Source organism: Arcobacter thermotolerans (assembly GCF_983172305.1).
Genome location: NZ_CFAFZJ010000010.1, coordinates 64,470 through 90,634, shown reverse-complemented (window position 1 = coordinate 90,634; position 26,165 = coordinate 64,470). Strand labels below are relative to the sequence as shown.

Annotated in this window: 27 protein-coding genes and 1 pseudogene; 13 read left to right on the top strand and 15 right to left on the bottom strand. The window is 24.7% G+C overall.

The genetic code is table 11. The features are described 5' to 3' along the window. Nucleotides 1-138: 138 nt before the first annotated feature. Nucleotides 139-405 (bottom strand): annotated as a pseudogene (locus AC5LG6_RS08680) (IS1634 family transposase); the annotation flags it as partial. Nucleotides 406-531: 126 nt separating this feature from the next. On the opposite strand from AC5LG6_RS08680, the gene AC5LG6_RS08675 reads away from it, so the two are divergent. The 3 genes from AC5LG6_RS08675 to AC5LG6_RS08665 all read left to right on the top strand — a co-directional run bounded on the left by AC5LG6_RS08675 (nucleotide 532) and on the right by AC5LG6_RS08665 (nucleotide 3,384). Beyond that, complete coding sequence (locus tag AC5LG6_RS08675) at nucleotides 532-810, top strand: hypothetical protein (protein ID WP_066357853.1); 279 nt, start codon at nucleotides 532-534, stop codon at nucleotides 808-810. 834 nt (nucleotides 811-1,644) lie between these two features. Next, nucleotides 1,645-2,706 (top strand): tyrosine-type recombinase/integrase, encoded by a 1,062-nt coding sequence (locus tag AC5LG6_RS08670; RefSeq protein ID WP_498586265.1) that lies wholly within the window; start codon nucleotides 1,645-1,647, stop codon nucleotides 2,704-2,706. 450 nt (nucleotides 2,707-3,156) lie between these two features. Continuing rightward, nucleotides 3,157-3,384: a hypothetical protein gene (locus AC5LG6_RS08665; RefSeq protein ID WP_498586264.1), complete on the top strand. Its 228-nt coding sequence runs from the start codon at nucleotides 3,157-3,159 to the stop codon at nucleotides 3,382-3,384. Nucleotides 3,385-3,496: 112 nt separating this feature from the next. On the opposite strand, the gene AC5LG6_RS08660 is transcribed toward AC5LG6_RS08665, so the two are convergent. Beyond that, complete coding sequence (locus AC5LG6_RS08660) at nucleotides 3,497-4,876, bottom strand: DUF4885 family protein (RefSeq protein WP_498586263.1); 1,380 nt, start codon at nucleotides 4,874-4,876, stop codon at nucleotides 3,497-3,499. Between the two features lie 116 nt (nucleotides 4,877-4,992). Here AC5LG6_RS08660 and AC5LG6_RS08655 point away from each other — a divergent pair, with 116 nt between their 5' ends. From AC5LG6_RS08655 to AC5LG6_RS08630, 6 genes are all read left to right on the top strand, one after another. After that, nucleotides 4,993-5,619 carry a hypothetical protein gene (locus tag AC5LG6_RS08655; protein WP_498586261.1) on the top strand — a complete coding sequence of 209 codons (627 nt, stop codon included), beginning with the start codon at nucleotides 4,993-4,995 and terminating at the stop codon, nucleotides 5,617-5,619. A gap of 50 nt (nucleotides 5,620-5,669) precedes the next feature. Continuing rightward, nucleotides 5,670-6,440 (top strand): hypothetical protein, encoded by a 771-nt coding sequence (locus AC5LG6_RS08650; protein ID WP_498586259.1) that lies wholly within the window; start codon nucleotides 5,670-5,672, stop codon nucleotides 6,438-6,440. 27 nt (nucleotides 6,441-6,467) lie between these two features. After that, nucleotides 6,468-7,184, top strand: coding sequence for a hypothetical protein (locus tag AC5LG6_RS08645; protein WP_498586257.1), 717 nt, complete (start codon nucleotides 6,468-6,470; stop codon nucleotides 7,182-7,184). A gap of 90 nt (nucleotides 7,185-7,274) precedes the next feature. After that, entirely contained in the window at nucleotides 7,275-7,601 is a 327-nt protein-coding gene (locus AC5LG6_RS08640) for a nucleotidyltransferase family protein (protein ID WP_082746800.1), read from the top strand. Then, the gene (locus AC5LG6_RS08635) at nucleotides 7,594-7,728 is read left to right on the top strand and encodes a hypothetical protein (RefSeq protein WP_319087126.1); all 135 of its coding nucleotides are present in this window, start codon (nucleotides 7,594-7,596) and stop codon (nucleotides 7,726-7,728) included. Before AC5LG6_RS08640 ends, AC5LG6_RS08635 begins: the two co-directional genes overlap by 8 nt. A 26-nt stretch (nucleotides 7,729-7,754) precedes the next feature. Further along, nucleotides 7,755-7,895, top strand: a complete 141-nt coding sequence (locus AC5LG6_RS08630) for a hypothetical protein (RefSeq protein ID WP_498586256.1) — start codon at nucleotides 7,755-7,757, stop codon at nucleotides 7,893-7,895. Between the two features lie 194 nt (nucleotides 7,896-8,089). On the opposite strand, the gene AC5LG6_RS08625 is transcribed toward AC5LG6_RS08630, so the two are convergent. Then, nucleotides 8,090-8,983, bottom strand: a complete 894-nt coding sequence (locus AC5LG6_RS08625) for a hypothetical protein (protein ID WP_498586255.1) — start codon at nucleotides 8,981-8,983, stop codon at nucleotides 8,090-8,092. Between the two features lie 173 nt (nucleotides 8,984-9,156). Between AC5LG6_RS08625 and dcm the strand changes: the two genes are divergently transcribed. Continuing rightward, complete coding sequence (dcm, locus tag AC5LG6_RS08620) at nucleotides 9,157-10,449, top strand: DNA (cytosine-5-)-methyltransferase (RefSeq protein ID WP_498586254.1); 1,293 nt, start codon at nucleotides 9,157-9,159, stop codon at nucleotides 10,447-10,449. Between the two features lie 169 nt (nucleotides 10,450-10,618). Then, nucleotides 10,619-11,899 carry a hypothetical protein gene (locus AC5LG6_RS08615; protein ID WP_498586253.1) on the top strand — a complete coding sequence of 427 codons (1,281 nt, stop codon included), beginning with the start codon at nucleotides 10,619-10,621 and terminating at the stop codon, nucleotides 11,897-11,899. Between the two features lie 158 nt (nucleotides 11,900-12,057). Here the strand turns inward: AC5LG6_RS08615 and AC5LG6_RS08610 are convergent, their stop codons facing one another. From AC5LG6_RS08610 to AC5LG6_RS08590, 5 genes are all read right to left on the bottom strand, one after another. Beyond that, nucleotides 12,058-13,566 (bottom strand): replication endonuclease, encoded by a 1,509-nt coding sequence (locus tag AC5LG6_RS08610; RefSeq protein WP_498586252.1) that lies wholly within the window; start codon nucleotides 13,564-13,566, stop codon nucleotides 12,058-12,060. A 750-nt stretch (nucleotides 13,567-14,316) separates the two neighbouring features. Further along, nucleotides 14,317-15,645 carry a hypothetical protein gene (locus tag AC5LG6_RS08605; protein WP_498586251.1) on the bottom strand — a complete coding sequence of 443 codons (1,329 nt, stop codon included), beginning with the start codon at nucleotides 15,643-15,645 and terminating at the stop codon, nucleotides 14,317-14,319. Between the two features lie 343 nt (nucleotides 15,646-15,988). Then, entirely contained in the window at nucleotides 15,989-16,180 is a 192-nt protein-coding gene (locus tag AC5LG6_RS08600) for a hypothetical protein (RefSeq protein WP_498586250.1), read from the bottom strand. A 26-nt stretch (nucleotides 16,181-16,206) separates the two neighbouring features. Then, nucleotides 16,207-16,629, bottom strand: coding sequence for a hypothetical protein (locus tag AC5LG6_RS08595; protein ID WP_498586249.1), 423 nt, complete (start codon nucleotides 16,627-16,629; stop codon nucleotides 16,207-16,209). Between the two features lie 97 nt (nucleotides 16,630-16,726). Next, nucleotides 16,727-17,080 carry a hypothetical protein gene (locus tag AC5LG6_RS08590; protein ID WP_498586248.1) on the bottom strand — a complete coding sequence of 118 codons (354 nt, stop codon included), beginning with the start codon at nucleotides 17,078-17,080 and terminating at the stop codon, nucleotides 16,727-16,729. Between the two features lie 282 nt (nucleotides 17,081-17,362). Between AC5LG6_RS08590 and AC5LG6_RS08585 the strand changes: the two genes are divergently transcribed. Further along, nucleotides 17,363-17,653: a c-type cytochrome gene (locus tag AC5LG6_RS08585; protein WP_498586247.1), complete on the top strand. Its 291-nt coding sequence runs from the start codon at nucleotides 17,363-17,365 to the stop codon at nucleotides 17,651-17,653. Between the two features lie 33 nt (nucleotides 17,654-17,686). On the opposite strand, the gene ccoS is transcribed toward AC5LG6_RS08585, so the two are convergent. Together ccoS and AC5LG6_RS08575 are read right to left on the bottom strand one after the other, a co-directional pair. Continuing rightward, nucleotides 17,687-17,908: a cbb3-type cytochrome oxidase assembly protein CcoS gene (gene ccoS / locus AC5LG6_RS08580; protein ID WP_066153976.1), complete on the bottom strand. Its 222-nt coding sequence runs from the start codon at nucleotides 17,906-17,908 to the stop codon at nucleotides 17,687-17,689. A 16-nt stretch (nucleotides 17,909-17,924) separates the two neighbouring features. Further along, entirely contained in the window at nucleotides 17,925-20,354 is a 2,430-nt protein-coding gene (locus AC5LG6_RS08575) for a heavy metal translocating P-type ATPase (protein ID WP_498586246.1), read from the bottom strand. A gap of 82 nt (nucleotides 20,355-20,436) precedes the next feature. Here AC5LG6_RS08575 and AC5LG6_RS08570 point away from each other — a divergent pair, with 82 nt between their 5' ends. Then, on the top strand, nucleotides 20,437-22,056 hold the full coding sequence (locus AC5LG6_RS08570; protein WP_498586245.1) for an EAL domain-containing response regulator: 1,620 nt from the start codon (nucleotides 20,437-20,439) through the stop codon (nucleotides 22,054-22,056). On the opposite strand, the gene gmk is transcribed toward AC5LG6_RS08570, so the two are convergent. The 5 genes from gmk to rpsB are packed head-to-tail and all read right to left on the bottom strand — an operon-like array spanning nucleotide 22,053 to nucleotide 26,048. Then, entirely contained in the window at nucleotides 22,053-22,676 is a 624-nt protein-coding gene (gene gmk, locus AC5LG6_RS08565) for a guanylate kinase (RefSeq protein WP_181403330.1), read from the bottom strand. The two genes, AC5LG6_RS08570 and gmk, sit on opposite strands and share 4 nt — an antisense overlap. 1 nt (nucleotide 22,677) lies before the next feature. After that, nucleotides 22,678-23,487 (bottom strand): hypothetical protein, encoded by an 810-nt coding sequence (locus AC5LG6_RS08560; protein WP_260925618.1) that lies wholly within the window; start codon nucleotides 23,485-23,487, stop codon nucleotides 22,678-22,680. Beyond that, nucleotides 23,487-24,167 (bottom strand): ABC transporter ATP-binding protein, encoded by a 681-nt coding sequence (locus AC5LG6_RS08555; RefSeq protein ID WP_498586244.1) that lies wholly within the window; start codon nucleotides 24,165-24,167, stop codon nucleotides 23,487-23,489. The genes AC5LG6_RS08560 and AC5LG6_RS08555 overlap by 1 nt, the downstream gene beginning before the upstream one ends. Before the next feature lie 37 nt (nucleotides 24,168-24,204). After that, complete coding sequence (gene tsf / locus AC5LG6_RS08550) at nucleotides 24,205-25,251, bottom strand: translation elongation factor Ts (RefSeq protein ID WP_498586243.1); 1,047 nt, start codon at nucleotides 25,249-25,251, stop codon at nucleotides 24,205-24,207. Beyond that, nucleotides 25,251-26,048, bottom strand: a complete 798-nt coding sequence (rpsB, locus tag AC5LG6_RS08545) for a 30S ribosomal protein S2 (protein ID WP_066164142.1) — start codon at nucleotides 26,046-26,048, stop codon at nucleotides 25,251-25,253. The genes tsf and rpsB overlap by 1 nt, the downstream gene beginning before the upstream one ends. Nucleotides 26,049-26,165: the final 117 nt, after the last annotated feature.

Sequence of the window (26,165 nt, the reverse complement as noted above, 5' to 3'; positions counted from 1 at the left end):
ACCACTTCTAAATTCTTTCAATATTTCATTGAAATCAAAGTTTATCTCTTGTTCCATTGTCAATCCTTGATATTATTTTATCAGATTGACACGGAATTTCTAACACTCCCCTGACTTCCGCGATAAGACACACAAATATTATAAGATGTCTAAAATTTGTTTTTGAATTTCATATAGATTTATAGGAATTATTTCATCACCAATTTTTAGTGCTATTAAATGTTCAATGATTTTTCTTAAAATTTTTTGTGAGAAATTAAATTTAACATCATTTATTTTTAATTTTCTGTCAAACTCCTTATATATTGCATATAATACAAAGCTTATTGGTATATGTGCTTTTATTCTTGTTTCTAATCTATGATAAATTGGTCTTATTTTTAAATCAGTTTTAGAAATCCTAAATTTATACAAAAAAATTGTAACTTAATAATTTTTAAATATTTTATATAAACTAAATATAAGTGATATAAGTACTTTTTATAAGATTTATTTTGTACAATACGAAACTTTAAAAATTAAGGACAATATTTGATTACTATACAAATGAAACTAAAAGATATTATTGAAAAGATAATGATTCCAGAATCTAAAGCTTTTTTAAATGAATTAGATGAAATGATAAAAAACAATAGCTCAAGTGAAGATGATTTAGAGGCAAAAAAAGATATGGAATATTTTTTAGAAGAACTTCAAACTATCTTAAAATCAATTGATAATAATCAAATAAATGATAAAGAAGCTGAAGAAATTTATGAAAAAATAAATTTTATGCTAGAAATGCATCATAATGAACATTTAGATAATTAAATTTAAATTTTTATTTAATAATATTTATTCTATAAAACATATATTTTTTAAAAAGATAATCATTATTTCATATATTTAAAATGTATAATATGGATTATCTATATAATATAATGCATTTTTTATAGTTTTATGATATATTAATTTATTAGTAAATAAATACTAATTAACTATTTACATATTCAACTAATTCATCAAAGAAGTTATTAAAATCTTGATAAGCTTTTGATTTTTCATCAAGGAATTCTAAGATACCTAAGCCATTTGAAAAAGAGTTTTTATAAGCTTCTCTTTCATAAATTACACTTTCACAAAGTTTAATCTATTTACCAAACTAGGCATAGCTTTGCAAGCAATATGTTAAGCAATAAAGAAGATATATTTTGAGTTTAAAAAATGTTAGGACATAAAAATCCAAATATAACTTTAGAGAAATATTCAAAGTATATAAAAAGTAATAGAACCAAAAAACAGCCTTTATGGATACAGAAAACTATGTTTTTGCACAAAATTGACACAGTAGTATTATTAGATATTGATTCTATCGAAATCCACAAATAATATACAATAATAAGTAAAACTTCTTGCTTTGCAAAAAATAAAGCACGAAAACCTCGATTTTATCGAGATTTAGAGGAGCTTTTACACACTTATTTTTCGAACTATGATACAAACAAAAAAAATTATGATACAAAAAATATTTATAAAGTTGAAGATGTATTTTATTTTAGAAAAAGAATAAATTATAAACTTTTTAGAGTAAGTTTATTTACAAAAAGTTTAAAAATTGCTATAAATAGGGCAAAAGTTTTAAATTTATTAAAAAGGGATGAATTAATGTTTACATTACAAAAAGGTAATTACAAATTAATTTTTGAATACGACACACATGAGGAGCTAATAGAAATTTTAAAAATGAACAACATTCAAAACATAAGCGAAGAAATTGAAACATTTGAAAAAACAAATTTGTTGCTAGAACATGAAGTAAAAAATAAAAACAATAACTTAATAAATTACACAAAACATACAGATTTTAGAGAACTTGAAATTTTGTTTGTAGCAGCAAGAAGAGAAGAAGCACAAAAAACACAAAAAAAAGTTAAAGATAGTACATATACAAAATATGCTCAAACTTTCCAAGATTTAAAAAAATTTTTTAAAGACAAAAACATTAACGAAATTTCAAAAAAAGATTTTGAAAATTTTAGAGATAGTTTTATAAAAAAAGGAAGAAAAAACACTACGACAAATGAAAAAATGATGTACTTAAACATTTTTTTAAAATTTGCAAAAGAAGAAAAACTTGTTTTAGAAAACCAAGTTGAAAACATAAAACCACTTTTTGTAGAAGAAGTAAAAAGAGATATTTTTACAAATGAGGAACTAACAAAAATCTTTACTAGTACAAAAATTCCAGAAGAACATAAAAAAATTTTAAAAGTGCTACTATTTAGTGGTATGAGAATTATGGAGCTTTACAATTTAAAAAAAGAAAATTTAAAAACAGATCAGAATGGAATAAAACATATTGAATTAGAAATTGCCAAATTTGACAAACCAAGAAACATACCAATTCACAAAAAAATAGAAGATATTATATTTAACCTAGATTTTGAAAAAATAAGAGAAAGATGGAAAACAGAAAGGTTTGCAAATTATTCAAACGAACAAATTTTCAAAGAGGTTTCAAAATTAAACAACAAAACAAACCACACCTTTAGAGCCAATTTTATAAATAAATTAATAAATAAATTTCCAGATCAAATTGAAGCTATACAAGAAATTGTAGGCCATGAGAGTAATGCAAAAACAAACCTAACAATAAAAAAATATGGAAAAGGTTTTAACTTAGAAGTTAAGAAAAAAATTGTTGATGCACTAGATTTTGATATTTAAATCATGTCTAGTGCAAAAAACTCTTCATCGTATAAAAGTGAATAGTATTCTTCTTTTACATATTCATATCAAAAACTTGATAAAAATGTAAATTTAACTTTTTCAAATTTTGAAGAACTAGAAAATAAAAGACAAAACTTTACACAAAATGTTATAATTTACAAATTTTAAAAACAAATATTGATAAGCTTGATTTTAAAATAGAGCTAAAATGAATAACATTACTAATCTAGGGGAGATAAGAAATTGTCAATTTTTCAAAATAGTGTTTTTTCAGCAGATTTTATTAATTTTTCAAGTTCTTTTTTTTCTAATAACATTTTATATCACCTAAATAATTTGTTTGTGTTAGTATATCAAAATCAATTTAGTTTTAATAAATTATTAAACTTTACTTCATAAGCATTTAGATAAAATGAATAACATTACTAATCTAGGGGAGATAAGAAATTGTCAATTTTTCAAAATAGTGTTTTAAAAGAGTATAGTAAAAACATAGATAAAGATTTAGTTTCAAAAAGGTGGAAAGCTTTTCAAAATTGGCAAAAAGATATTGAAGCTATAAAAACATACAAAGAAGAGATTTATCAAGAGGGATTTTTAAGAGATATTTTTGAAAATTGTTTAGGTTATACTTTAAACACTACAAATAAAAATGAATACAATCTGCACAAATAGTCAAGAGAAATAAAGATTTAGAGCAAATCATCGAGATACTAAGAGTTCACACTAAAAAACAGCTCGGTTTTATGTGCGAAAGTTGAGTTATTTATTATAAAGTTAAATATCATTATTCTTGATTTTTACTCTCTTCCCACTCTTTTAAAAGTTTATAAAACTCCTTATCTGATTCACTATCCTCTTTCCCCATAAGATATTTTTGCATAAGTAAAAGTTTGATTAATTCCATATCTTTTGAGCCATATTTTTCAAGTAAACTATCTGCTTCAGATTTTATTCCTTTAAAGCTAAACTCTTTTAGATTTAGTGCCTCTTTGATAATATCTTGACTACTTTCACCATAAACTATATCTTTTCTATATTCTTTAAAAGCTTCTCCTAAAGTTTGAGTCTTTGAAGCTTTTAATTCATATATCCAATCTCTTTTACCAACTCCATATGTTTCACTCTGTCCAACATCATGAAAAGAGCCATTTTTATAATCTATTGATAAATCTAAATCTTCTATATTTTCAAAACCTTTTTTTGCAACTTTTGATAAATCTGCACTATAACTATCAAAGGCAACACCCTTATACTCTTGGGGAATATTTTTACTATTCATAACACCAATTCTCAATAACTCCATAACATCTGTTCCATCTTTTGTTAAAAACTTACCATCTACATTTTCCAACTCTCTTAGGTCATATCCAGTTAGCTCTTTTACATTATGAAATATTCCATATTTCATTGATTTATCTTCACTAAATTGTTCAGAAGTACCAAGATAAGTTGGGCGTGAATATTGAATATGTCTAAATAATTCTTCTGAGTTATTTCCTGTATTTAATACATCTTCTATTAAACTAGATAGATTTTTATCATCAAGTCCGCTAACACTTACTTTATAATCATAAGGTTCAATTGTAAATCTAAGATTACTATCTTTAGGAATAGAAATACCATATTTATTTAAAAGTTGTTGGAACTGTTCATTAACCATATCCCTATCAAACGCTCTTTTTTCTACACTATCTACTATTCCATTTATCGAATTCAAATCTTTTAAATTTGGGTCTATAGCACCTAAATTTCTTATCTTTCCATATTTTAAATAATCCATTTCATGCTTATGGGCTACATCTCTTTCTATTCGACTTAATCCTTCTATATAATATGGTGAAGCTTGTGAGTAATATTTATCATTAATATGTTGCTCTGGATTTGCAAATTGTTTATTCTCTTTTGTTGCTTTTGAGTAAACTTCTTCTAGTCTATTTTTAATAGCTCTTCTCTCATCACTTATAAAGTTATTGTAGCTTTTAATAAAAGTTTCTTCCCCCAAAGATGATAATAGATTTAAAGTATCTAGTGTTTTTGAGTCTATATTTATGTTTATAGATTCACTATTTTTACTTTTATCTATACTTTGATTAGTATTTCCATTTTGTGTTACTTTTATTCCACTTTGTGAGCTAAACGATTGTATATTAGTATTTATATTCATAAAAATCCCCTTCTTTATTACTAACTTTTCTTAATATTAGTTTAATTATAATCTTTTAAACTTTATTTAACTTTAATACTTATAAAATAAATTATTATTATACAAGGGGTAAAAAAATGGAAATAGGTAAAGCAACAAGTGTATATCAGGCACAAGAGGTAAAAGGGACAAAAGAGACTTATTATAAAGAAGCACAAAAAGTTGATTATAGTAATTATTCAGCAGATGATTTAATGCAAATACCTTTTGAAGAGGCAAAAGTAAATCAGGAATCTATAGATAAAAGATCTACAGAATTAAACGATGATGGAAAGATAAATGCTAAACAAGCTAGTAAACTTCTAAGTCTAAAAGGTGCATTGAATTTTAGTGGAAATAGTAGTATTGATAAAGCATATTATGAAACTCTTCAAAGTGTAGCACCAGAAAAGACTGGATTTTTAGCACTTGAATTCCAAATGAATTTTCAAGGATTTGCACAAGGGGAAGAGATAAGTCCAACTTTTATGAAAGATGGAAGATCTGGAAATGGAAGTTATTTACTAAATAAAAATCAAGCTACAAGTGTGGATTTTGATGCATTTATAAATAGTGCAATTGCAAGTTTTGAGAAGAATTTAACAAAAGCAAAATCTTCAAATGCAGAAAATAGTGTACAAAATCAATATCAAGGAATAGTTGATTTTTATAAAACTTTTCAAGATAATTTTAATAAAGCTACTAAAGAGCCGTATTATGCTTGATATCAAAATCAAGTAATAGTTAAAAAAATATTATAGGGGGGGAGAAATATATGCAAATAGAAAATAATAAAACTCAAAGCTATGGATATAATACAGCACAAAGACAAAAAGATGATAACTCTTATAGTAGTTTTGTAGTAGATACAAAATCAGTAAAAGAAAATGCAACTATGTTAACTAAAGATTTAATAAAATTTATAGATAAAAATGGTGGTTTTTCATCTTTGTCAAAAGAAGATGAAAAGTTATTTAGAGCTATTTTAGAAGATGATGAGATTTCAATAAGTGAAGCAAAAAATTTAAGCTATGAACAGATGGCAAAACTTAATCAGCTATTTAAAAACTTAGATAGTGGAACTTTTTTTATAAAAGGTTTTGATATTTTTCATAAAGCAAATATTTCAAATGATGAGAACTTTAACAAGTCTTTATTTGAAACTCTTAAAAATATTGAAAATGAAAGTGATAGAACTCTTTTTTCACTTAATTTAAAAAGTGACTTAGGATACAACAAAGTAAGACTACCTTTTGAAAAACCAATAGAACAAGAAATTGAAGAGAGAATTACTTTTGAAAAAGAGAAGTATAAAGATTTTCCAAATAAAGATGAAATTTTAACAAATATAATTCAAGAGCTTAAAAACTGGAAGATTTATGATTATGGAAGCTTTATTGACAAAACTCTATTTCAATTAAAAAAGGACATTTCAAACCCAAATACTTCAGAAGATGGAAAATATTATCTTTTAAAAAAATTACCATATTATGAAGATTTAAAAACAAACTATAATAAAGTAATAAATGAGCCTAAGTATGCTTAGATTTAAAAATAAATAAGGAAATAAAAAATGGAAATAGGGTCAATAACAAATTCATATCAAACGTTAGAAGCTAAAAGTAATAGTCAAAAAGATTATGGAAGTTCTTTTAGCAGTTTTGCAGAGCTTATGAGAGTAAATTCAGTATCTAGTATAAATCAAACTAAAGAAACAAAAAGTATAAACAGTAGTTCAAATATTGAAAAAATTCAAAAAGATTATAGTGGATATACTACTTTTAAAGAGTTAAAAGATATACCATATGAAGAAGCAAAAGAGAATTATGAAGCTATAGAAAAAAGGGCATTGGAGTTGAGAGCTAAACATAGAAGTGAGGGCATTGAGGAAGGAACAGCAGGATTAGCTTCTAGAGCTATGTTGGAACAACTTGATAAAGTCAATATATCAAATAATGATGAATTAAATAAAGCTCTTTATGAAACTTTAAGGGGAATCAAAGACCCCCTAGATTCTTTTGTTATGAACTCTGAATTACAATTTAACCTTGAAAATTACTATCATGGAAATGAAACAAGAGCAAGTTTTGTATATGATCCAAAAACTTATGGGAAAAACTATGAATTGACAAAAGAACAGTTAAGTAGCATAAATGTTGATGATTTTTTCTCTAAAATGTTAAATACATTTACAAAAGATTATGAAGCTGCTCCAAGAGAGGCAAAAGAGCAATATAAAAAAATTGTAGATGGATATAGCATATTTTCGCAGGTTTATAATAAATTATAAAGTGGTTTGTATTATGTTTGATAAAATAGTTTAGTTTTATAATAAACCATCAAAAGTCAAAATTTATACCAAATGTTATAAAATCTACAAATGAAATTTGTACAAAAAGAGTTTAGTATGAAAAAAGAAGAGATTTTACACAAATTAAAAGAGATAAAACCACTTTATGAGAAAGAGGGTTTAGAGATTTTAGGACTTTTTGGAAGTTATGCAAAAGATACTCAAAATGAGTTTAGTGATATAGATATTGCATATAGACTTGATTATAATAAATTTTCACAAAAATATGTAGATGGTTTTTCAAAACTTTTAAGAATAGAAGAGATGAAAGATGAACTTAAAAAAATATTTAAAAAAAATATAGATTTTGTTCCAGATAAAAATAAGAAAATCTTACAAGGAATAATCTATGTCTAATAACAAAAATAAAATATTTGCACAAGATAGTGCTAGTGGACTTTATAATAAAAGTAAAAATTATACTAAACAAGAAATAAAGCCCAAAGATAATAATTCAAAAAAAATCAACAGTAGTAAAAAATAGTTTTTACAATATATCAAGGAGAAGTAATGATAGAAATTTTTAAAAGTAAAAAAGAGTTTGAAAACCTAGAAAACATCTGTTCAACAAATGAAAAAACAATCGACCAAATGGTTTATAAACTCTATGATTTAACTCCTGATGAGATTAAGATTGTTGAGGGAATTTAATGTTATATGATTTTAATAATTTGTTTAGGTTAGTATATTAAAATCAAATTCTAAAAAAAATTAATTAATTCTTTTTTTAAAGGTTTTAATCTATTTATAAAACTACCCTTTTAAATAAAAATTATATTGTATCTAATAATTTATGTAGGTTTAAGAAATGAATTTTAATTATATTTATATATTTTTAGAATATATTATTTTGAATATTGAAAAATATCTTTTATTAATTTTTTTTGTTCTGAAGTTAAAGATTTAAGTTTTACTATCTTATTTATAACTTTTTCAATAGCAGTAATTTTTGTAGTAGCATCAAGTCTCCATTCTTTATCTATAAAAGGTTCAACTTTATAAGGACTAGTTTCGTTCTTTTCTATTATTTTGGATAGTTTTAAAGCATTTACTACATCATTTTTCATATTAATTTTTGTTTTTTCATAACTATCATATTCACGGTTGACATAATTGTTAGTAATACTAAGAATTTCTTCATCTGTAATTGTTAGTATTTCATCACTTTTTAATTCATCATCTTTTTCTAATAAAAGCATAAGAACTATTTTAAAAACATAATGAGTATTTTTATGCTTGTTATAAACCAAAGGATTTTTTATTGTTTCATATATTTTATTTGGAGTGTATTCATTCTCTGGATTTATTACTCTATCAAAGATATTAATAATAGAATTTTTCATTTGCATTGGATATTTGATTAAATTGTTCTTTAAATCAAGATCATCAGCATCAAGTGTAGTACCTTCTTTATCAAAATCATTAAACTCAAAATATTCTAAACATTTATTATTTTCAACAGAATATTTTTTAATAATATCAATTGTTGAATCAATAATAAAATCTATATTTTTATCTTTCTCTTCATCTTTCCAATTATAAACATTAAGATATTTAGGATTAAGTTTATCATCAACTAAAATCTCTAATTGTTCTAGCGTATTCCAAGTAATACCAAAATACTTTTTATAAGTATCATTAAAGCCACAATATTTTTTTCTCAACACTTCTTTATTATCTACTTTTTCTGTTGTTAAAAAATATCTGATTAATTCTAAAAACATATTTATTTGATTCATTTTAGTAATTTATCTTTTTTTGAATTAATACTTGATTAATTCAAAAGCCCATCGAATAATACTTGTAGCCCGACAAGAACGCATGATGATATTCAAATAGTATTCGCTTTAAGTTACTGCTTGAACGCCTTAGAAATGGGCTTTCAAATGCAGAAAATCTAAAAGGATTTAAAATGTTAAAATTTAAAGTATTTGAAAGTTTTGCTGGAATTGGTGCACAAAAAGAAGCAATGAATAATTTAATGTTAAATACTGAGTTATTAAAAAAATTAGGAATAAATTTAGAAAAAGTTAAATTTAAAAATGTTGGAACAAGCGAATGGTTCATTGATGCAATAATAAGTTACGATGCACTACATCATGGTGTTCAATCAACTTTTCCAAAATATGAAAAATTATCTAAAAAAGTAATGTTGAAATTTTTATTAAAATATACATTATCAAAAGATAGTAAAAATCCTTGTTCAAAAAAGGAAATTATCAAATTGTCTTTTGAAAAAATTAGACAAATTTATATTGCTTTAAAGAGGAATAAAAACTTTGGTTCTATTGTTGATATAAAAAGTAAAGATTTACCTAAAATTGATATCTTTACTTACTCTTTCCCTTGCACTGATTTATCAACTATTGGAAATCAAGCAGGATTAGAAGCTGGAACAAGATCTGGATTATTGTGGGAAGTTAAAAGAATTCTTAGTGAATTAAGATTATTAAAAAGATTGCCTAAATATCTTGTGATGGAAAATGTAAAAAATCTATTTTCATCTAAACATATAGAAGGATGGAATACTTTTGCAAGTTTTCTTGAAAGTTTAGGTTATAAAAATTCAATAATGGTTTTAAATGCAAAAGATCTTGGAATTCCACAAAATAGAGAAAGAGCATTTTGTATATCTGAATTAAATGGAATAGATGAAATTATTGTTGAATCAAAAGGTTCATATACAAATATTCATGATTTTTTAGATTTAAATAATGATAGTTTAATTGAAGAATATATTGAAGTATTGCCAAACAATACTTCAAGTAGAACTACTTGGATTGAAAAATCAAAACATTTAAATAATATGTCATATTGTATGACAATTACAACAAAACAAGATAGATGGCCTAATGCAGGGATACTTTTTTGTGATTTAAATGGAAAATTAGTTGATAATCAAAATAATTACAACATAAATGGTGATAAAGCATCTTATAGGTTTTTAACTCCAAGAGAACAACTATTGTTAATGGGATTTGAATCAAATACTTATGATAAATTAAAAAATATAGGTATTCCAAATTCAAAAATTCAATTAATGGCTGGAAATTCTATTGTTGTTCAAAAACTTGAATCAATATTTAGTGCAATTTTAGAAAGAATTGTTGATAAAAATAGTTTTATAGTAAATAAAAAAATTAAAAATAATATTTTAGATTCAGTTAATAATACAAAATATATTTCAATTTTTAATGTAGCATAGGTTTAAAATCATGCTAATGAGTATAAGTAGTTTTTTTAAATCTTCAACTAAAAGAGCAAGAGGTCCTTAGATTTTAAATAAATTTATAAAAAAATGTTTGTTAGGTTGTTATTGTAAAACATAAGAATATGTTAAAAATCAAATAAAAAATATATAAAAAGGATAGACAATGTCTAGTACAAGAATTAAAAAATTAAACAGATTAGAAGAAACAATTAGAGAATATTTTGACAGTAGTTATTTAGCAAGAGTTATTTTAGATAACAATGAAAATGAGCTATATAATACCCTATATATCAACTTAATAAATTATGATATTTCAAGTGAAAGAAGTGAAGATGAAAAATATGATTTTGTTGAAATCAATTTAAATAGTTCAAATATTCATTATCTTATAAAAGAATGTAAAGAGTTTTTAGAAGGAAATAGTCCTTTTAGATTGAAATCATTTATTGATACAAGATTATATGAAACAGAGTTTTTAGATAATATTAATGGACATTTTTTTGCTAATGAAAAATTAGATGAAGGCTTAGACCTTAGAGAAAAATTTGAAGAATACAATAAAAATTTAGATTCATTGGAATATGAAGAAAAAGTGTTAAATGAAAAAATAAATAATGACCCTTTGTCTTTTAAAAATACAGCAGAAATATCTTTATTATCAGAAGATATAGGATTTTTTGAAAAAGAAGTGAATAAATTTTTAGCTGGCATTTTTAATTATTCTGATTATGAAAAAGAAGAATTCAAAAATGATTTAAATTTTGAAAGAATAGATGATTTAAATTCTTCTTGTGATGAAATGTTAGAAACTCTATTTGAAAAAATAGATGAAGATATTAAAGAAAATTTGATTGATTGTGATGAAATTGAAGAAATCAAAACAAAAGAAGATTTTGAGAAAGAAATATTGAAAATAAAAAGTAAAAGAAATTGGATAAACCAATTATTTTGGGAAATTATTGTTCCTTTACAACTTTCTTCTGAAAATGAAGATTTCTTAACAAATTTTAGAACAGATATTTTAAATTTAGATAAAGAAATAGAAGAATTGCAAAAAGATTTAACCAACCATGATCAAAAGTTATCTCAAAAAATAGATATAACAACATTAAAAATTAAATATTCTGATATACAAGATGGTTTTTATTGTCAAGATGATATAGAATATGAAATTAAAGAATTAAATGTATTTAGAATTACTAACGAAGAGTATACAAGCCCATTAGTAGATTTTTCTTTAATTGAAATTTGCAATACTTATAACAATAAAATAACTTTTGGTTTATTTGATGATGGGTGTTCACAACATTATATAATAGAAGGATATTCTAAAATAGTTTCAGCAGTTAAGGAATGGGAAATATTCAAAGAAAAAATGAAATTTGAATACAACGATGAAAAGGATATTATTTATAGTTATGATTCTATAGGTTTGAAAGTATAAAAAAGTTTAAAATGGACTATAAAAAAGTTTAAAATGGACTATAAAACTGTGTAAATTCAAAAAATATATAGATTTATAAGATTTACACAGAATCCTAAACACTACCCAGAATATTGAATGCTACCTGCTTTTAAAATGTAATTTTGATTTTTTAAATATTAAACTAAATCTAAAACAAAAAAATCTTCACCATACAAAGAAGAATAATATTCTTCTTTTATATATTCATACTTCCAAATTTTTGGATTTATTTCAAAATCTTTTTCAACATAAGTAAATTTTTTATCATACATCATATTTTTTTCAATTTTATCAAAAATTTTAAAACTAGTAATTTTGTAGCTAGTTTTTGTATATGTTAAATTTTTAAAAATTGTTTCAAAAATATTTGAGTTTTCTTGTTTGCAAATTTCTAGTTTTTCACTTATATTTTTTAAAGTTTTTTTATCAAATTTTATATTTAAAAAATTTTGATATTCACATATAAAAGTTTCAAAATTTGTTTTTTCAGCAACCAAAACACTTTTTTTATTAAAACCCTTTTTTTCCAAACTTAAAACATTAAAAAAATGATTTCCAACAAAAACCTCTCTTTTAATTTTTTCTTTTTTAATGTTTACAAGGTATCTTCCATTTTTATTTCCCTTAGCCTTTTTCTTTTGAGAAACCTCGATATATTCGTCGTTTTCATTAATTTCTATATTTGTTTGTTTTGTTTTTATATAACAATTTTCTAGCACGTTTTCAATAGCATTTTTATCTTTTAGATTCTTTGATAATTTTGTAACACTATTTATTTTTTTATAAATTGCTCTATTTAAAATTGAAGCAGAAGAAGTAAAAACCCTTATTTTATTAACTTTTTTCCATCCATTGAAAAAATGAAATGTATCCTCGTCTTGTGGATTTGTTGTTTTTTGAATATACTTCAACAAGTATGCACAACTTCTTGAAGTGTCTTTTATTACTTCAATTTTATGCTCTCCAATTTCGTTTTTTTTAATTATATTTTGAATGTGATTAATAAGATTTTTAACAAAATCTTTTTTTATATATAAAATTGCGTGTAAGTGGGGAGTTAAGTTTTTGTGAGGTTCTATAACTTTACTATATTCTATTTTTTCAAATTTTCTATTTACTTTAAAATCTTTATAAATCTCTCGGAAACTACTATTTAGCAACTTATATGCTTCATTTATTGTTATGTTTTTATCAAAATTTGGGTTTGTTTTTTGTGTAGTTGAACTATATTTGTGGAATTTTGAAGGACAAGTAAGAGTTAAGAAAATAGCCATATAATCATTGTTATTACTATATTTTTCTTCTAATAATTTTTGAGTATAAAAAAAATAAAGGTATGTATCTTTTGATTTTTGCAATATATCATGTTCTAATTTATATGCTTCATTTTTTTGTGTGTTGCTAAATAAAATATTTTGTACATACATAAATTGTTTAAACTCAATTGTTTTTGAAGCTTTTTTGTACTTTTCTATTTCATAATTTTTATATGCTTCAAAACTAGTAGAAGTTTTATATACTTCTTTTTTCTCAATTTTTTTTTCTTCAATTTTAATATCTTCTTTTTTAACAATAGAAAGCTCTTTAAAATTTATTTTCAGATCAAATTCAAATAAATCTTTTATACCTATGTTTCCATATTTCATTTTTTATCCTTTTATAATAATATTAATTATAAGTCAAGAAATTTCTTTTGATTAATTTTTGTGAAAAAGAGGAAGGAAAGAGAAGATTTTTAATTTGTTCGACACTTTTTATTAAATAAGTCAAGAAGGTTATAATCGAAATGGTTTAATCAAAAAGGTCTGAATAAAGAGGGGTTAACTCTTGAACAAGTTCAACAAAAAAAATATCAAGAAGAATTACTAGCGATTGAAAGAGAAAAATTAGCTATTGAAAGACAAAGATTAAAAAATGAAAGAGATTCAATTAATAGCCAAAATAGAAGAGCAAATGAACAAAGAGATCGAGACACAATTGATCAAATAAATCAAAATGTTAAAAACATAAATGATATGTATGATAATGATGAGAGAAATAGACAAATGAGAAACTTGAATGATAATTTATATGATATAAATAGAAGTATAAATAAAATGAATAATGGTGGTGGATATTATAATAAATAATTATTTTTTATAATATAAATACTATTTATTTGTTTAATTTTATTGTATTACAAAAATGCTAATTTGCCAGTAAAAATAATAAGAACATTAAATTTTTAAAGATTTATTTTAACTTATTTTTCTACAAGTACAACTTAAAAGGCTAAGGCACACTTCGCCCTAAAGGGCTTTTGACTACGTCAAAGTGTGGTTAAGGTAAACCTTAACAATCCTTTTCGCCCTTCGTTGCACTTATAAGACAAATATAAAGCAAATCAACCAAAGAAGCTATCTATCAATTGTATAACTTTTTTGTTGTTGCTTTTGGCTTTTGAAATACTTTTTAAAATCACTTATTTTTAAACCTAAATTTTTAAAAAATGTAACTAAAATAAGTGATTGATTTTTAAGCTTGTTTATTTTCTTACTTTGTTTTTCTATTAATTCTTTATTTTGTGCTTTTTCTAATTCCAAATTTCCAATAAGCTTTTGATTTTGTAAATCTTTTTGCACCATTTTAGAATTTTCATTTTTCAAACTTTGATTTTCCCTTTTTAAGTGATTAATATCGTTTAGTTGGGCATTAAGAGGCTCTTTAATCTTATTTACTAATTTATTAAACATTGTATTCCTATCTTCAACTTTATAAAAAGTATTACCTAATAGTGGAGTTTCTTTTTTAGTATGTTCTTTTATAATATTTGCAATATCATTTTTAAGAGTTTTTTCATATTTTTCTACATTTTCAACTTCCAATTTTTTGGAATTGATACTATTTTCTAAAGCTTTGTATTCTTGTCTTTTTTGTTTTTCGAGTTGTTGTAATTGTAAATATTGTTCATTAAATGTTTGATATTCCAAATCAACTTTTTGGTATAAATCCCTTTGTTTTTTCATTTCAATTTTTTGCTTATTAATTTCAGAATAGATATTTTTGAGTTCTTTTTTTTGAGTGCTAATATCGACAAATAGGGACTTTAGTTGCTTTTGCTTTTCCTGCTTTATGTAATCATTTCTATTAAGGTGTTCTTTTTTTGTTACAAACTTTGAAACACCTCTTTGAAAATCTAAACCAACTTTTTGAAAACTATTTTGTGCAAGTGTTTGCAAGTTTCTATAATCACTTTTTTTTAAGTTTGAAGCAAATGCGAGATTTTTATCAAAATGATTATTATGCGCAAGAATATGAGCATGATAGTTATATCTTTTTTCACCATTTTCTTCAAAAAATTCATCTTTGTGAATATCTAAATTTAAAGTTTCTAAACCATATTTTGTTTTTAAATCTTTTGCATATTCAATAAAACCTTTATCAATATCTATATTATCTTTTAAATATTCTTTTACTTTATCGTAACTAAGACTAACAACAAACTCCACCAAATGTTTTTGCATATAATCATTTTTATTTTTGCTTTTTAAATAATTTTGCCTTTTAGCTTCTATATCTTCAAAATTTGAAAAAGTTAAATTAATATTTTTATCTAATTCTTCACCTTGTTTTGCAAGGTATGGAATTGGTTTATCAAAGTTTTTTCTTTCTATGTTGTGTTTTAAAATGATTGAGAGGTGTTCTTTTGAATATGTAACTAAATTAACGCTTATAAAATTTTTCATATAAAATCCTTTATTTTTATATAAATTATTTTAAGTATTATTAAAGCTTAAATTGATTTTATTTATCTTGAAACTTTTAAAAAAGTTTCGTGTGACATTTTCATTTTTTTTAACAAAAAATTGAAAACTTACACTAAATTTAGTAGAAATATTAATAGCAAAATGATAGATTTTTTTCTAGTAAAAAAGCGTTATGTAAGCGGTGTATATAACGCTTTTAATTTTTATGCCATTTTTAATATATTTATTTATTATTTTTTAAATCCAATTTTCCAAATTTATTTTTGGAAAAATAAATTGAAAAATGGATAATTTTAGTTGTTAAAACTATATGAAATATTTTTTATTTTAAATCTTCAATTTCAAGATCTTGACCAAAAAATAATTCTTTGGTTTTTTCTTCTTCATCAATAGTATCTTGTATTCTTTTTCTTCGTTCTTCAATAAGTTTTAACTTTTTTTTAGCTTTTGCTTCTAGCTCTTCTTTTGTTAGTTTTCTATTTAAAAATAGCATTATTCCAATATTTGCTAACATATTAACTCCTTTATAAAAAAGGAGCATTAAGCGCCTTTTTTATCTTTGTATAGATTTTTACATATTTTTGAAAAGCTATTTGAATAAGCCAATAGAACAAGAGCTTGAACAATTGCTTGAGTTTCTTGAGATGGGATAAAGTTAGTAATTTTCCCATTTTCATCTTTTATTTCACTTTTTTGCAATGTATGATATTCGTTCAAATTTCTAATTACAAGATTTAATGAATATTTAAAAGTATCATTATTTAAAGCTATTTTTAAATCTTTAACTAGATTTTTAATAGCAACAACTTTTTGTTTTTTTAGTATTTCTTTATCTTTAAAAATTTCAGATACACTAGAGATAATATAATTTCTTATAGCCTCATTAGTTCTAAGATTTTCAACAATTTGTTTTGTTACAACAATTTTTGTTTTATTTTTTGTATCAATATTTACATAATTCATGTTTTACCTTTATAAGCGATATGCTTACAAGTAATTTTAGGTAAAAGTTTTTAGAATATTGAAATTTTTTAAAGATTGAGCAAAAATAAAGAAGTTTTTACCCTTCTTTATTATCATAAACTTTAAGGTTCATTCTTAGCATTTCAAGTTTTTCTCTAAATTCTTCCATAACTTGGTTTTTTTCTAGTTCATTTTTAACTATTTTTTGTTGCTCTTGTTTTGCCAAATCTCTTTTTGCTTTACCTTCTAAAGTAAATTCATCTTTGTTTGTATCAAGAGTTTTATAAATATCAATAAAAACTTTCCATTCTTTTTCCATATTTTCAAGTTCATAATCTATCTTTTTTTGAAGTTCTACTATTTCGGAAGAGTTCATATATTCTTTATATTCTTGAGAAGATTTTACAAGTTTTTTCATATTATATTGAAGCATAAATTGTTTTGTTGTCATTTTATATCCTTATTTTAAATATTAATTATATGTACTATTTTTTTTTAAACAATTTTTTCACAAAATTTAATTAGAATTACAAAACACTATGATACAAAGAGAGAAAACTATGATACAAAACTTATTTAAAGAAAACCAAGAATGTCGAGAAAATGGGAGTTTTATAGAAAAACAAATAATAAGTAAAACTTCTAATTGTAATAACTTTAATTTTAATGTTATTAAGCATAAAAAAAAGAAAAAATAGCTAATATTTCTTTCTTAAAATTTAAAGGAGAAAAAATGAAAAAAGTAGTTCTTGCAACAGTAGCACTAGTAGGTTTTGCATTTGCTGATGCACCAGCATCTTATGCAACATGTAAAGCATGTCACGGAGTTAAAGGTGAAATCAATATCACTACTCAAAACAAATCTCATGTTCCAGCTAATTTAACAAAAGCTGAAATAGAAAAAGCTTTACATGGTTATAAAGATGGTTCTTACGGTGGAGCGATGAAAGGTCTTATGAAAGGTCAAGTTGCTAAATTAAGTGATGCTGATATTAAAGCATTAGCTGATTATATGGGTAAATAATTTGGTTTTACCAAAACTTTAAAGAGGATAAGTTTACTTATCCTCTTTTTTTATATCTTTTTTAGCCTCTTTTATAGACTTCTCTTTTTTTATAGCATCATTTAAATCTTCAACACTATCAAAAAGCATTCCATTTGTCATTTTTGAAGCATCGTCAAATTGTCCTGATTTTGCAGCCCAGATAAATAAAAATAACATCCCAGCTGAAATAACAAGCCCAACTACTAACATAAAAAATAGTGTATCATCAATCATAATATAAATTTTTCCTTTATTTGAGTTTTATTCTAAGAGAGTTTAAAACAACTACTAATGAACTTAAACTCATAGATAATGCAGCAAAAAGCGGAATTATAAATCCAGCTACTGCGATTGGAATTGTAATTGTGTTATAAATTAAAGAGAAAGCTAAATTTTGTTTTATATGTTTATAGGTTTTTTTAGAGATTATAAAAGCATCTTTTAATGATTTTAGTTTTGAATTTAGCATTACTACATCAGAAACCATCATAGAAACATCAGCAGAATTTCCCATAGCAATCGCAACATCACTAGAAGCTAGTGCAACACTATCATTTACACCATCTCCAACCATAACAACAGTTTTACCACTATTTTTTAAATCTTTTATAAAATCTGCTTTATCTTTTGGAGTTAGATTTGCTTTATAATTTGATATTTCCAACTCTTTTGCAATACTTGAAGCTACAAAATTATTATCTCCTGTTAACATTATAGATTCTATATTTTGTTCTTTTAAATACTCTATAAGCTCTTTCGCATCATCTTTTAACTCATCTTTTAACTCAAAATTTGCAACTATTTTTTTATCTATACAAAATAGATATTGAGTAAATTTTGAGTTTAAATCAATGTTTACATTTACATCAAACTCTTTTAAAAGAGCCTCATTTCCACCTAAAATTTCAATATTTTCATATCTTGCACTTAATCCTTTTGCTTCTATATTTTTTACATCTTCTAAAATTAGATTAGAGACTTCAAAGTTCTCTTTAATATATTTTTTTACAGCTAAACTAACAGGATGATTCGAGCTATCAAGCAAAGAGTAAAGAAGATTCATACTTTTTTCATCTTTATTAAAAAACTCTACAAAACCAACTTCTAATTCACCTTTTGTCAAAGTTCCTGTTTTATCAAAAACAACAGTTGTAGCATTTGCAATAGTTTCTATAAATTTTGCCTCTTTAAATAGTAAGGATTTTTTTGCCAACTCACTAATTCCAACTAAACTTGCCATTGGTGTTGCAAGTGCTAAGGCACAAGGACAAGCAATTACAACAACTGAAATAGCAGTTATAAATGACCTTTCAAACTGATTAACACCTTCAAAGTAAAATCCTAAATCAAGACCAAAATAGTACCAAACCAAAAATGTGATAAACGCAATACTTAAAATTATTAAACTAAAGCGTCTTGAAATTTTGTTTGCCAAAGTTTGAATTTTAGGTTTAGAATTTAGTGAATCTTCAAGCAGAGTTACAATTGATGAAAAAGTTGAGTTTTTGAAATCTTTTACAACCTCAAAAAGTATTGTAGAGTCTAAAATAACAGTTCCACTAAAAATATTATCTCCTGTTTTTTTATAAACAGGTATTGACTCACCAGTTAAGCTTGATTCATCAAAAGATGCATTTCCGCTTATAATTTTTCCATCAACTGGAACTTTCTCTCCAATCTTAAGTTCAATAATATCTCCAACTTCTACTAAATTTAAAGCTTTTGTCTCTTTTTTCCCATCTTTTACAACAATAGCTTCTAAAGGAAGAGTAGATTTTATTTTATCTAAAGTATCAATAGCTGATTTTTTACCAATTACTTCAAGATATTTTCCAACTAAAACAAAAGTTATAATCATAGCAACAGAATCAAAATAGCTCTCACCTTTTGCACCAAATAAAACAAATAAAGAGTAAACATAAGTCATTGTTGCACCAGAACTTACAAGCAAATCCATATTTACAATACGATTTTTTAAACCAAAATATGCACCTTTATAAAATACAAATCCACTAAAAAAGAGAACTGGAGTTGTTAGAATAAACTCTGCTAGATGTATCATATTTTTTACTTCAAGACTCATTCCTGTAAAAAAGCCTGTATATTTTGCAACACTTAACATCATAATATTCATAGTACAAACAACTGCAACCATCATTCTTACAAAATAGTCTTGTTTTGCTTTGCTAGCTTCTTTGTCTGCTATACTTGAATCATAAGCATAAGCATTGTAACCAATACTTCTTATCTTTTTTATAATATCACTAAGTTTTAAAATATCACTATTAAAAACAACTCTTGCTTTATTTGTTGTGAAATTTATATTTGCTTCAACTACACCTTTTGTATCATACAAAACCTTTTCATTTAACCAAACACAAGCTGCACAATGAATTCCTTCAAGTATTAAATCAATTTGTACAAATCCATCTTTTGTGATTGTTGTGTAACTATTTAAAAAGTTTTCTGAGTCAAATTTTGCTAAATCATCATTTGATACTTGTAAAGGAGCTTTTATAGTTTTATTTCCAAGTTTTTCATAAAAAGAGTCTAAATTTTCACTTTTTAAAATATGATAAACACTTTGGCAACCACCGCAACAAAAATTTAAATCATTCTCTTTTATCATTATTTTTTCATCAAATGATAAATGACAATGATTACACTCTATTTTTATCAAAAAAACATCCCCTTTTTTTAAAATTAAACTTTATATTAAGATTTTTGTGTATTATATCTTATTAATTTCAAAGAGTGGTTTAATGAACAACGATATATCAAATCTTAAAAATATTACAGTACTTTATGTTGAAGATGAAAAAGATTTAAGAGAGGTTACATCTTCTATTTTACAATCATTTACAAAAAATCAATATATTGCTGCAAATGGTCAAGAAGGGTATGAACTCTTTTTAAAACATGATAGCGATATTGATTTAATTATCTCTGATATAAATATGCCAATTTTAAATGGTTTAGAGATGATTAAAAAAATTAAAGATATAAATAAAAATGTTCCAATTATAGTAACAACTGCTTTTTCAAATAAAGAGTATCTACTAGAAGCGATTGATATTGGTGTTGATAAATATGTTTTAAAACCTGTTGATGTTTCAAAATTACTTCAAGCTATGTCACAATCATTAAATTATCATGAACTAAAAGATTTGTATTTGGATAGTTTAACAAATCTCTCAAATAGAAATAAACTAAAAAAAGATTTAAAAGATTCAGCTAGTGAACTTATGGCTTTATTTGATATTGATGAATTTATTGCTACAAATGACCTTTTTGGTGAGATTATTGGTGATAAAATTTTAAAAGAGTTTGCTTCAAAAATGAGAAATTATTTTGATGGAAATGAATTCTTGTTATATAGGATAGAATCAGATAAATTTGCAGTAGTACCAAAAAATAAGATGGATACAAAAGATTTTTTCAATATTTGTAAAGATTTTTTAGAAAAAGTAGAAAATGAACCATTTCTAATAGATGATAATGAAATAGATATCAATATTACTATAGGAATAGCACAAGGTGATGGTTCAGAAGCTTATAAATACACTAAAAGAATTATATCTTATGCTAGAAAAACTTTTCAAAAGATTATGATTTATGATGATTCTTATAATATTCACATCTCTTTTGAAGAGAATATAAAATGGATAAAACAACTAAAACAAGGCTTCAAAGATAATTTATTGAAAGCATATTTTCAGCCAATTGTTGATACACAAACAAAAGAAGTTATAAAATATGAAGCACTAATTAGATACATAGATCATGATGGTACAGAATTTAGCCCATATAGTTTTTTACATATTGCAAAAAAAACAAAACTTTATTCAAATATTATTAAAGTTATTTTAGAAGACTCATTAAAACTTATTAAGAATAAAAATAAAAGAGTCTCTATAAATATATCTTATGATGATATTTTAAACGAGAAGACAACAAAATATATCTACAATTATTTAGATGAAAATATAGATTTTGCTTCAAATATTGAGTTTGAAATACTAGAAAGTGAAGAGATTTCTGATTTTAATTTAGTTGATACATTTATAGATAATGTTTCAAGATATGGTTGTAAAGTTGGAATTGATGACTTTGGTAGTGGATACTCAAATTTTCATCTTTTATCAAGACTAGATATAGATTTTATAAAAATAGATGGCTCTTTAATTAAAAATATTGATCAGTCAAAAGATTTAGAGATAATTGTAAAAACAATATCAAATATTGCAAAAGAATTTGATATAAAAACTGTTGCAGAATTTGTTGCAAATGAGCATATTTATAACAAAGTAAAAGAGTTAAATATAGATTACTCTCAAGGATATTTTTTTGATAAACCTTTAAAATATGAAGATATAGTTTAACTGTTTATCCAGTTTTCAACTATACTTTTTTTATCAAAAATTTTTGTTTTTGCTCTTGCTATATTTGCAATAGCTAAAATCTCTTTAGAAGCTTTGTGAATATTATCATTTACAATTAAGTAGTCATAATCAGTAAATGATTCAATCTCTACTTTAGCATTTTGAACTCTTTTTTGAATCATCTCAGCGCTATCAGTATCTCTAGCTATTAATCTTTGCTCTAATATTTTTAAAGTTGGTGTTGTAATAAAAACAGAAGTTATTAGCTTGTCCAATTTTTTTCTTAAAATTCTATGCCCTTGAACATCTATATCAAAAATTACAAGTTTTCCATCATTTAAAGCTTTGGTAATTGGTTCTAGCATAGTTCCATAATAGTTATTATGAACTTTTGCATACTCCAAAAATTTATCATCTTTTATATTTTTTTCAAACTCTTCTTGACTTACAAAATGATAATCAACTCCATCTTCTTCTTCACCTCTTAAAGCTCTTGTAGTTGTTGAAATAGAGAAATAGTAGTTTGGTATATTTTTATATATCTCTTTTAAAAGAGTAGATTTTCCGCATCCGCTAGGTCCTGAAATAACTAGAATTGCACCTTTTAACTCTTTTATCATTTTATTCCTTTATCGATATATTTATATCAACAGACTCACCACTTACTAATCTGTCTATAATATTTTGATCTAGTTTTGTAAGAAGTGGTCTTAGCTCATCAATTTTAAATCTATTCAAAACCAAATGATACTTATTATTATCTAAAGAGAATTCATAATCTTTAACTTCATCTAAAGCTTCATCTATAATTTCACTTATATCTTTCCAATCAGCTTCGTCATTTATCTGTTTTTTATCATCTTTTAAAATAGTATTAATTTTATTTAATTCTAAATTATCTAAAACTCCACCTTTTTGTAAAGCACTCAAGCTAACTATACTCTCATCTTCATTTTCATCAACTAAATCATCAACATCATCATCAACAAAACTTAAATCATCATAGTTATCAAAATCTGTGCTATCATCTAAACTATCGTTTATAAAATCAACAACAGGAACAACAAATTCTTCATCTTCTATAGAGACAAATTTTGATAAATTCTTACTATCTTTTTTTTCACTTGCTAAAAGCTCTATTTGCTCTTTTAAAATTGCCTCTAATTTTGTAGGAAGAAATGGTCTTGGAATCAAGAAATCTCTCTGTTTTTCAAAACTCAACTCTTCAGAGCTAATTGCTCCTAATCTAGTTGTTAATCTTTTGATTTTATTAAATTTGTTATCAATAAATGGTTGATCTACAATTATTAAATCATATTTTTTATCAACACTAGTTGTTTTTTGAACTATTAAATCAACTTTAATTCTTTTACAAACAAGTATAAATATATGTTCAATTATTGCTGTATCGCAAATAAGAAGGATTTTCACTACTTTATCTCCTTTAAATTTAGCTCTTCAAGCTTAAAAACCTTATCACATCTAAAAGCTAAATCCTCTTCATGAGTTACTAAAATAAGTCCAGCATCATTCTCTTTTATATAGTTAAAAAGAGTATTCATAACTATATTTGCTGTATCTTTATCTAAGTTTCCTGTTGGTTCATCTGCAAAAATTATTTTTGGTTTTTTCATAAGAATTCTTGCTATAGACAAACGTTGTTGTTGTCCACCACTTAGTTCTCCAACACCTTGATTTAAAACATGTGAGATATTTAAATCATTTAACAATTTATAATCAATATCATGATGACTTAAAAGTGTAGCAATATTTAGATTTTCTAAAGCACTAAAACCACGAAATAAATAGTGAGCTTGAAATACAATCCCAAAATCATCTCTTCTAATTTTTAATAGCTCATTTTGCTTTAAAGAGTATAAATCTTTACTTTGAAAAACAACATTTCCATTTGTTGGCTTTAAAAGTGAAGATAAAATATTCAAAAGAGTTGATTTTCCACTTCCACTAGTTCCAATAATAGCTATTGACTCTTTTTTTGCTAAACTAAGATTGATATTTTTAAAAAGCTCATAATCAAAATTATGAGATAGATTTTTTGCTTCAAGAAGTACGGATGCAAGGAGTGGTTTAATACTATTTTTTTCACTCATTGCATATCCTTTTATAATAGTTCTTTAAACTATTTTATTATTTACCCATTTGTTTTGCAACTTCAGCTGCGAAATCTTCTTCTTTTTTCTCAATTCCTTCACCTAGTTCAAATCTAACATAACTAGTGATTTTGATTGATGCATCAACCTCTGCAATTGCTTGCTCAACAGTTTGTTTGTCATTCATTACATAAGCTTGAGATAAAAGTGCAAATCTTCCATCTAATTGAGTATTGTCAGTGATGAATCTCTCTATTTGCCCAGGAATAATATTTGCCCAAATTTTTTCAGGTTTTCCAGCAGCTCTTAACTCATCTTCAAATCTTGCTTTTGCAGCAGCAATTGCAGCATCTGTTAATTGAGATCTAGAAACAAACTCTGGAATCTTTTTAAGAGGTTTTTTTAATCTTACTAACTCTTCATTTTCAGCTTCAATTTCAGCTCTAATTGCTCTATTTTCAGACTCAACAAATGCAGGATCTAAATCTTTGTATGAAATAACAGTTGGTTTCATAGCAGATGCATGCATTGCAATATTTCTTAATAATGCAGATGCTTTATCTTTTACACCAGCATCACAAGAAGCAGCTAAAAGAACGCCTGTTCTTCCATTTACATGAACATAACCATTTACAACTTGTCCTTCAACACTTTGTAGTTTTCTAGCAACAAGATTTTCACCAATTGTTGCAATTTTTTCAGCTAAAAATGTTGAAAACTCTTGTCCATTTATTGTTGAGTTATTTAAAGTTTGTGCATCTTTAATTCCGTTATTTAATGCATGAGATGTAATCTCTTTTGTAAGATTTACAAAGTTCTCATTTTTTGCAACGAAGTCTGTTTGTGCATTAAGCTCTAAAATTACAGCTTTTGTGTTATCACTATTAATTTCAATAGCAACTAAACCTTCAGCAGCAACATTTCCAGCTTTTTTAGCAGCTTTTCCAAGACCAGCCTCTCTTAAAGCTTGAACAGCTTTATCTAAATCTCCACCAGTCTCATTTAAAGCATTTTTACAATCCATCATACCAGCACCAGTTAACTCTCTTAACTCTTTAATTAATTGTGGTGTAACTGCTGCCATTATGCTTCTTCTCCTTCACCAAAGTTAAAATCTTCACCTTCAGCAATTGCTTCAGCTAATACTTCATCTTGCTCTGCTTGAGAAATAGGCTCACCTGAAACTTCAACACCACTTTCAGCTAATAAAGCTTTACCTTCATTCATAGCTGCTGCCATTTCGTTGCAGAATAAGTGAATTGATCTAATAGCATCATCATTTCCAGGAATTGGTAAATCAACAACATCTGGATCACAGTTTGTATCAAGTGGAGCAACAACAGTAATTCCTAATCTTCTAGCTTCTGCAATAGCAATTTTCTCTTTAACAGCATCAAGAACAAACATCATATCTGGAAGTTTGTGCATCTCTTTGATACCACCAAGGTATAATTCTAATTTTTCTTCTTTTCTAGTAAGCATTAAAGCTTCTTTTTTAGTTAGAAGGTCTAATTGCCCCTCTTCTCTCATTTTTTTAATAATCTCTAATTTTCTAATTGATTTTTTAATTGTTCCAAAGTTTGTAAGCATTCCACCTAACCATCTGTGGTTTACATATGGCATTCCACAATCTTCAGCAGCTTTTTTAATAGTTTCACTAGCTTGTTTTTTAGTTCCTACGAAAATCATTGTTTGACCTTCTGCAGCTCTATCTCTTACAACATTGTATGTATATCTAAAGTATCTTAGAGTTTTTTGTAAATCTATAATATAGATATTTTTTCTAACACCAAAAATAAATTTTTTCATTTTTGGATTCCATCTTCTTGTTTGGTGTCCGAAGTGTACACCACACTCTAATAGGTCTTTCATTGTAACCATGTTAATTCTCCTTGAATTATGTTTGTTTTTATTTTTTTCTAGGGTTTAGCCTCTGTATCCCTTAATGCTAGTTTTTAATCTAACACAACCCGAGCAAGGATTGATACATGTGAGGTA

What these genes read in the sequence shown, in the direction of transcription:
- AC5LG6_RS08605 (WP_498586251.1), bottom strand. Translation starts at nt 15,645, where the DNA reads ATGAAAAATTTTATAAGCGTTAATTTAGTTACATATTCAAAAGAACAC.
- AC5LG6_RS08555 (WP_498586244.1), bottom strand. Translation starts at nt 24,167, where the DNA reads ATGAGTGAAAAAAATAGTATTAAACCACTCCTTGCATCCGTACTTCTT.
- AC5LG6_RS08670 (WP_498586265.1), top strand. Translation starts at nt 1,645, where the DNA reads ATGTTTACATTACAAAAAGGTAATTACAAATTAATTTTTGAATACGAC.
- AC5LG6_RS08650 (WP_498586259.1), top strand. Translation starts at nt 5,670, where the DNA reads ATGCAAATAGAAAATAATAAAACTCAAAGCTATGGATATAATACAGCA.
- rpsB (WP_066164142.1), bottom strand. Translation starts at nt 26,048, where the DNA reads ATGGTTACAATGAAAGACCTATTAGAGTGTGGTGTACACTTCGGACAC.
- gmk (WP_181403330.1), bottom strand. Translation starts at nt 22,676, where the DNA reads ATGATAAAAGAGTTAAAAGGTGCAATTCTAGTTATTTCAGGACCTAGC.
- tsf (WP_498586243.1), bottom strand. Translation starts at nt 25,251, where the DNA reads ATGGCAGCAGTTACACCACAATTAATTAAAGAGTTAAGAGAGTTAACT.
- AC5LG6_RS08585 (WP_498586247.1), top strand. Translation starts at nt 17,363, where the DNA reads ATGAAAAAAGTAGTTCTTGCAACAGTAGCACTAGTAGGTTTTGCATTT.
- AC5LG6_RS08600 (WP_498586250.1), bottom strand. Translation starts at nt 16,180, where the DNA reads ATGTTAGCAAATATTGGAATAATGCTATTTTTAAATAGAAAACTAACA.
- AC5LG6_RS08595 (WP_498586249.1), bottom strand. Translation starts at nt 16,629, where the DNA reads ATGAATTATGTAAATATTGATACAAAAAATAAAACAAAAATTGTTGTA.
- AC5LG6_RS08625 (WP_498586255.1), bottom strand. Translation starts at nt 8,983, where the DNA reads ATGAATCAAATAAATATGTTTTTAGAATTAATCAGATATTTTTTAACA.
- AC5LG6_RS08645 (WP_498586257.1), top strand. Translation starts at nt 6,468, where the DNA reads ATGGAAATAGGGTCAATAACAAATTCATATCAAACGTTAGAAGCTAAA.
- AC5LG6_RS08615 (WP_498586253.1), top strand. Translation starts at nt 10,619, where the DNA reads ATGTCTAGTACAAGAATTAAAAAATTAAACAGATTAGAAGAAACAATT.
- AC5LG6_RS08610 (WP_498586252.1), bottom strand. Translation starts at nt 13,566, where the DNA reads ATGAAATATGGAAACATAGGTATAAAAGATTTATTTGAATTTGATCTG.
- dcm (WP_498586254.1), top strand. Translation starts at nt 9,157, where the DNA reads ATGTTAAAATTTAAAGTATTTGAAAGTTTTGCTGGAATTGGTGCACAA.
- AC5LG6_RS08570 (WP_498586245.1), top strand. Translation starts at nt 20,437, where the DNA reads ATGAACAACGATATATCAAATCTTAAAAATATTACAGTACTTTATGTT.
- AC5LG6_RS08655 (WP_498586261.1), top strand. Translation starts at nt 4,993, where the DNA reads ATGGAAATAGGTAAAGCAACAAGTGTATATCAGGCACAAGAGGTAAAA.
- ccoS (WP_066153976.1), bottom strand. Translation starts at nt 17,908, where the DNA reads ATGATTGATGATACACTATTTTTTATGTTAGTAGTTGGGCTTGTTATT.
- AC5LG6_RS08640 (WP_082746800.1), top strand. Translation starts at nt 7,275, where the DNA reads ATGAAATTTGTACAAAAAGAGTTTAGTATGAAAAAAGAAGAGATTTTA.
- AC5LG6_RS08590 (WP_498586248.1), bottom strand. Translation starts at nt 17,080, where the DNA reads ATGACAACAAAACAATTTATGCTTCAATATAATATGAAAAAACTTGTA.
- AC5LG6_RS08630 (WP_498586256.1), top strand. Translation starts at nt 7,755, where the DNA reads ATGATAGAAATTTTTAAAAGTAAAAAAGAGTTTGAAAACCTAGAAAAC.
- AC5LG6_RS08660 (WP_498586263.1), bottom strand. Translation starts at nt 4,876, where the DNA reads ATGAATATAAATACTAATATACAATCGTTTAGCTCACAAAGTGGAATA.
- AC5LG6_RS08635 (WP_319087126.1), top strand. Translation starts at nt 7,594, where the DNA reads ATGTCTAATAACAAAAATAAAATATTTGCACAAGATAGTGCTAGTGGA.